At 42.6% G+C, this 4,577-nt stretch carries 11 protein-coding genes; all 11 read right to left on the bottom strand.

The window, feature by feature from the left end; genetic code table 11:
• Window positions 1-57 precede the first annotated feature (57 nt).
• The 11 genes from AB4589_RS25175 to AB4589_RS25125 all read right to left on the bottom strand — a co-directional run bounded on the left by AB4589_RS25175 (window position 58) and on the right by AB4589_RS25125 (window position 4,501).
• The gene (locus tag AB4589_RS25175; RefSeq protein WP_372101934.1) at window positions 58-555 is read right to left on the bottom strand and encodes a hypothetical protein; all 498 of its coding nucleotides are present in this window, start codon (window positions 553-555) and stop codon (window positions 58-60) included.
• Window positions 556-660: 105 nt separating this feature from the next.
• Window positions 661-1,356 (bottom strand): DUF2786 domain-containing protein, encoded by a 696-nt coding sequence (locus AB4589_RS25170; RefSeq protein ID WP_372101933.1) that lies wholly within the window; start codon window positions 1,354-1,356, stop codon window positions 661-663.
• Between the two features lie 200 nt (window positions 1,357-1,556).
• Window positions 1,557-1,763 (bottom strand): SEC-C metal-binding domain-containing protein, encoded by a 207-nt coding sequence (locus tag AB4589_RS25165; protein ID WP_372101932.1) that lies wholly within the window; start codon window positions 1,761-1,763, stop codon window positions 1,557-1,559.
• Window positions 1,750-2,217, bottom strand: coding sequence for a hypothetical protein (locus AB4589_RS25160; RefSeq protein ID WP_372101931.1), 468 nt, complete (start codon window positions 2,215-2,217; stop codon window positions 1,750-1,752). Before AB4589_RS25160 ends, AB4589_RS25165 begins: the two co-directional genes overlap by 14 nt.
• A 10-nt stretch (window positions 2,218-2,227) precedes the next feature.
• Window positions 2,228-2,479, bottom strand: coding sequence for a hypothetical protein (locus AB4589_RS25155; protein WP_372101930.1), 252 nt, complete (start codon window positions 2,477-2,479; stop codon window positions 2,228-2,230).
• Window positions 2,480-2,481: 2 nt separating this feature from the next.
• On the bottom strand, window positions 2,482-2,850 hold the full coding sequence (locus AB4589_RS25150) for a hypothetical protein (RefSeq protein WP_372101929.1): 369 nt from the start codon (window positions 2,848-2,850) through the stop codon (window positions 2,482-2,484).
• Window positions 2,840-3,043, bottom strand: a complete 204-nt coding sequence (locus AB4589_RS25145; RefSeq protein ID WP_372101928.1) for a hypothetical protein — start codon at window positions 3,041-3,043, stop codon at window positions 2,840-2,842. Before AB4589_RS25145 ends, AB4589_RS25150 begins: the two co-directional genes overlap by 11 nt.
• Before the next feature lie 118 nt (window positions 3,044-3,161).
• Window positions 3,162-3,383 (bottom strand): hypothetical protein, encoded by a 222-nt coding sequence (locus tag AB4589_RS25140; RefSeq protein WP_282389194.1) that lies wholly within the window; start codon window positions 3,381-3,383, stop codon window positions 3,162-3,164.
• 10 nt (window positions 3,384-3,393) lie between these two features.
• Window positions 3,394-4,035 (bottom strand): DUF3164 family protein, encoded by a 642-nt coding sequence (locus AB4589_RS25135; protein WP_372101927.1) that lies wholly within the window; start codon window positions 4,033-4,035, stop codon window positions 3,394-3,396.
• Entirely contained in the window at window positions 4,032-4,283 is a 252-nt protein-coding gene (locus AB4589_RS25130) for a hypothetical protein (protein ID WP_372101926.1), read from the bottom strand. The genes AB4589_RS25135 and AB4589_RS25130 overlap by 4 nt, the downstream gene beginning before the upstream one ends.
• Complete coding sequence (locus AB4589_RS25125; RefSeq protein WP_132715485.1) at window positions 4,283-4,501, bottom strand: hypothetical protein; 219 nt, start codon at window positions 4,499-4,501, stop codon at window positions 4,283-4,285. Before AB4589_RS25125 ends, AB4589_RS25130 begins: the two co-directional genes overlap by 1 nt.
• Between the last annotated feature and the right edge of the window lie 76 nt (window positions 4,502-4,577).

Below are 4,577 nucleotides of genomic sequence, written 5' to 3'. Positions count from 1 at the left end.
CGTTTGTAAGAAAAACTTGGAGAGAGATAAAAGAAAACCGCCCGAAGGCGGCGTATATTAAAGAGTATCTTTTAGAGATTTTTTCAACGAACTGTAGTATTGACCAAAATTACGCGTCGGGAATGTGAACACCCAATCCGGCTGATCCTCATACGTAACAACAAATGTCATCTGCTTGTTTCTGTAAGAATTAAACTCTTTAAATATATAATCTAAACCTTTATGAGTTTTAGGGACCATGTTTAAAAACTCATTTTTGTAACATGTCATGGAAAAATCAATTCGTTGGTCATTAACTTTCATCGTCGTATGACCATTATATTCATCACCTTTATTACTACAAAATGATTTGTTTGACCCCACTAAGGAAAAAGAAACATATGGGGAATCGCTATCTAAAGCTCTAGATTTTATTAGCGCCTGAAAATTACTACCGTCACTGTTAGCCCATGCTTTATTATGATCGTTGGCATCTCTCCACCAACCGCTCTCAGCGAAAGCTTGTGTCGACAATAGTGCAGTAACCAGTGTTATTAACGTTGTACGCTTTTTCATATATTTTCCTTATATGTTATTTAAAATATGATTCTATACGTATCTATTCATATAATAAAAAGCCCACCGTTAAAATGGTGGGCTAGTTAACAAAACGTTCTTTATTTATACCGCTGAAAGTTTGCCTTGTTCCTTTCCACTGACCCCATGATTAAGCTCGGCGGATTTACCTGCTAAGTGACCAGCCCATAACGCATCATCTACACCGCCCCTCGCGTTCTTGGTTGAAGCTTTGCGTGTATCACCCGTTTTTAGTTCAGGGTGGGCTTGCTTTATGTAAGTCGTAAGTTGCTGTGACTCTTCATCACTAAGCGCAAATGCTTTGACTTTGGTTCTTACACTACCAACCCAACCTTCACAGAAGAGATCGGCTCGAGATGTCTTAGTGCTTGTCTTAATACGCTTGTTTAGCGTAGAGATAAACGCTTTTCGTGCTTTGATAAGTTGTCGCTCTAACACTTCATAAGCGTAGGATGCCACGTCTGGGCGCTCGTTGTGGCCAGTGAATGTAACAACGTACCCACCTTTAAAGCCATTCCAGTTGAAATGTACACGGCATCCAAAAGCTTCAGCAACCATAGTGCTAAGCCAAGCAAAGTAGTTCGTAGGCTTTTTCGCTTTAAACTTAGATTGAATCTCCCCAGTACAAACATCGCTGAGCTCAGGACTCTCATTCGAAAGGCCATACTGCAACATTAACGCTTGAGCGCGAGACATGGCTGCTGCCGCTTCGTGCTCGTTGGCTGATTTTGCCAAGCGTAATAGCTTTTTAATTTTTTCGATATGCTTAGAGTTAGCCACGGAGATTCTCCTTTATTAACGCGATTAAAAATGAGCCTATTACAACACAGCTTCGTGCTAACGCATTCCACTCCAGTGGGTTGAAGCTCTCTAATGACAGCAATATTAAGCAAGACATAATCGCCATGGCTAGATAAAGGAGTACAGCTATCAGTAACCATTTAGCAGCAAACCGCCCAAGTCCATTGGCATATTTAAGGTTAACCATTTTTTGCCACCCTCATTTGCTCTTGCAGCGCCTTCACCTTATGTAAGCAGCAATGTTTTAGTTTTTTACCAGAGCGACAAATACATGGCTTATTGCGGTTACGTTTTTTACTGATGAGATGGATTAGTTCGACTAGTTGCTCATCAGTCATATCACCAGTAAAGGTGGGTTCGATAATTTCATGATTAACGAGTTGCATTGAGTCGCTCCTGGCAATGGTTATGGATGTTTGAAATTGCGATCGAGGCATTGTTTAAACGCGCTGCTTTGGCAAAGTCTCTAAGTTTGATTGCCGATTTAATACGGCGCTCAATAGACTTAATACTTCGCTCAACATCCCAAGGAATGGTCATGCGTTTAATGATGAGACCGAGCAAAAAGCATTCATATGCTTGAACTTCGTCAGCTTGGTCATTTGAAACCATGACCGATTTCGTTGGTGCTGATACGTTCGAATGCGGCGTTTGTAGCGAGTCATTGTTACTTCCTTCCATTTCCTTTAAGCGATTGTAAATGTCACTGTGCGCATCAACTAGGCTAGCGAGTGCTTCATCTTTTTGTTTAATGGAAGCGCTCGTACAAGCGACTTCTACCGCGTTGTGAATAATGGCCATCACCTTCCGAAGTAACGATATATCAATATACTTATTCATCGAATACCTCCTATTCGTCTTCGAATTGTTCATCTGCGATTAATGGCTCACCATCCTCACAGAAGTAATACTGACCACCTTCGACTTTGATGATCTCGCGCTGAATCAACTCATGAGCCATTACATTCATCAACTCTTCGGCGGCATGTCCGGCAGTGATGGCCTGATAAAATGAAACAGCCTCGACTTCACATCGCTGTCCGTTAATGTCAGCGTGTTGTCCAATATTTAAATTTTCAGTAACTTGAATGGTTGTTGCCATGATTACCCCTCCACTCGGGCTTCTTTAAGTGCTTCACGACGTCCCGTTCGCCAGTAACGTTGACCCATGCGACGTAAATTGGAAGGCCATTTCTTTAGCGGGTTTTTAATAACCCTCGAAGGTAGTGGTCGTACTAGAGATTCATAACCGGCGTCACAAAGGTAATCCGACAAATAAGATTTAACGTATTGTTTCGCGTTACATTGAGGACAAGGGATATCGCCGCCAATATCAAGGTAGTTGGCTCCAGAAAGTTCATCAGTACCACCGCTATCTAAGTCCCATAGATACCCGTCAATACAACACGCATCATCATAACGAGCACCAAAGTGACTCCCCTGATAATCACAACCTAGCTTTTTAGCCTTCATCAGTAATCACCTCCAAGTGTTCAACTGACAGGCCGCCAGCTTTACCAGAGACGCTTACAACGAGCTCACCACACACTTCCCATGGTTCGCTGCGTACTTCGCCTATGTGAAAGTGCGCCTTGTCTTTAATAAGAGGGAAATACTTAACCTGAGTACCTATCGGAAATTGTTGTTTTGCTTTCTGAATATTCATTTTGAAAAACCTTTAAATTGCGTTTAATTATGACTTTCACTAAATTCAGGCAAAGCGAAGCCAAAGCGGGGTCGCGTAGAGCGCCGCTTGCCTGTATTTAATTGGTTGGTTATTGGGTTTATTTACTCGTTGCGAGTAACTGTTTATCTGCCTTGCGGACGATGGTTCTGAGCATAGAGATACGAGTCATATTTCCACATTTGACACTCGGCTTACCTAGACGGTCTAATGCTTTCTGGGCTAATATTTTTGCCTCTTGAGGATCATGTGCAAGCATGCATTCCAGTGAGCCTTTAGCATCATCGACACTAGTCCCAATTAAAGTAGTCACTTTATCCATGATGACATCCTTACAGCTTGCTGAAATTTAAGTGAACCTGTTGATATTCGCCTTCATCATCGCGTTCGTAGAAGTTGAAGTACGACTTACTACCAATGATGAGCAGTGACTCTTTTGCTGCTTCCTGCGCCTTACGCAATGTTTCGTCTTGGAAGTCTTTGCCAATAAAGCTAATGGTGTTTGCAATAGAAGCATCGTTCACAAAGAAGTCTTGAACCGCGATTAACACATCATGCGGCAGTTTGTCTTTTTGGCTATTGTAGTAGTCACGTGCCAACTGACGAGCTGCATCATGCTCAGGGCCAAGGGTTTTGAGTTTGGCGGTTTTGTAAGTGATCTTATACTTACCATCAAAACTAAACATCGCCACGTTATCGCCATTCCCACGGGTATGCAGTTTAGTACCGTAGCTCTCTAGCATTTCAATTCGAAACTCTTCAAAGGCTTTTACCAGGTTCTCTTTGAAGGCTTGAAGGTGTTTTTGATGCGTTTTTACCTGCTTAACCAAACTGGTGACAAACGCATCTTTACGCAGCTCATGAGCGGGAATGTTGCACTGTGCGATAAGGTTGCCTTCCGCGTTATACACAAAGCCTTCCGGTGCTGTTGGGCGGGTTGGCTTTACTTCTGGTTGTTGAGTCGTTTTATTCATTGTGGTGCTCCTGTTTTTACAAAATGGTCAGCTTTAATAAGCTCGTTCTGTTGTTTTAAAAATTGGTCGACGGCCTGGTAAGCCGTGTCTTTTGCTCCGTAAGCGGTGATGGCTGTGTGTGATCCTATTTGGGTCAATGCTTCTGCTCGATAATCGACGATAGAGAACTCTCCGATCCCGTTTTGGTTGTTTGGCTCAAAGCGAACAATCACTTCGAGCTTAATGTCTTGATTGGATTTTTGTTCCATTACGCCTCCCAATAAATAATGCTGTGGTTAAGCTTGACGGCTTGCATGTGTCGCTCGATGCCTTGACAGTTCATGTTGATATCGAATTTCGCCATGTCGGCATCAACAATTAATAAAGGTCTATCACTCATCACAAATTCACCTTTTCCTTTTGGTTTACGGCTGGCGACTCGACCGCCACGCAACCAAACAAATTCATCCGTTTCTCTGCGACTCATATTGCCTCCCAAGGACGTAGAACTTGGTTTAATAACTGGTAAGCAGGAGAGAGTAAAAATTGAAACTCTGCATCCA

Origin of the sequence: Vibrio sp. 10N.222.49.A3 (genome assembly GCF_041475145.1) — a bacterium.
In the GTDB taxonomy this organism is placed as follows: domain Bacteria; phylum Pseudomonadota; class Gammaproteobacteria; order Enterobacterales; family Vibrionaceae; genus Vibrio; species Vibrio tasmaniensis_A.
This window is presented reverse-complemented; position numbering and strand designations above follow the sequence as displayed.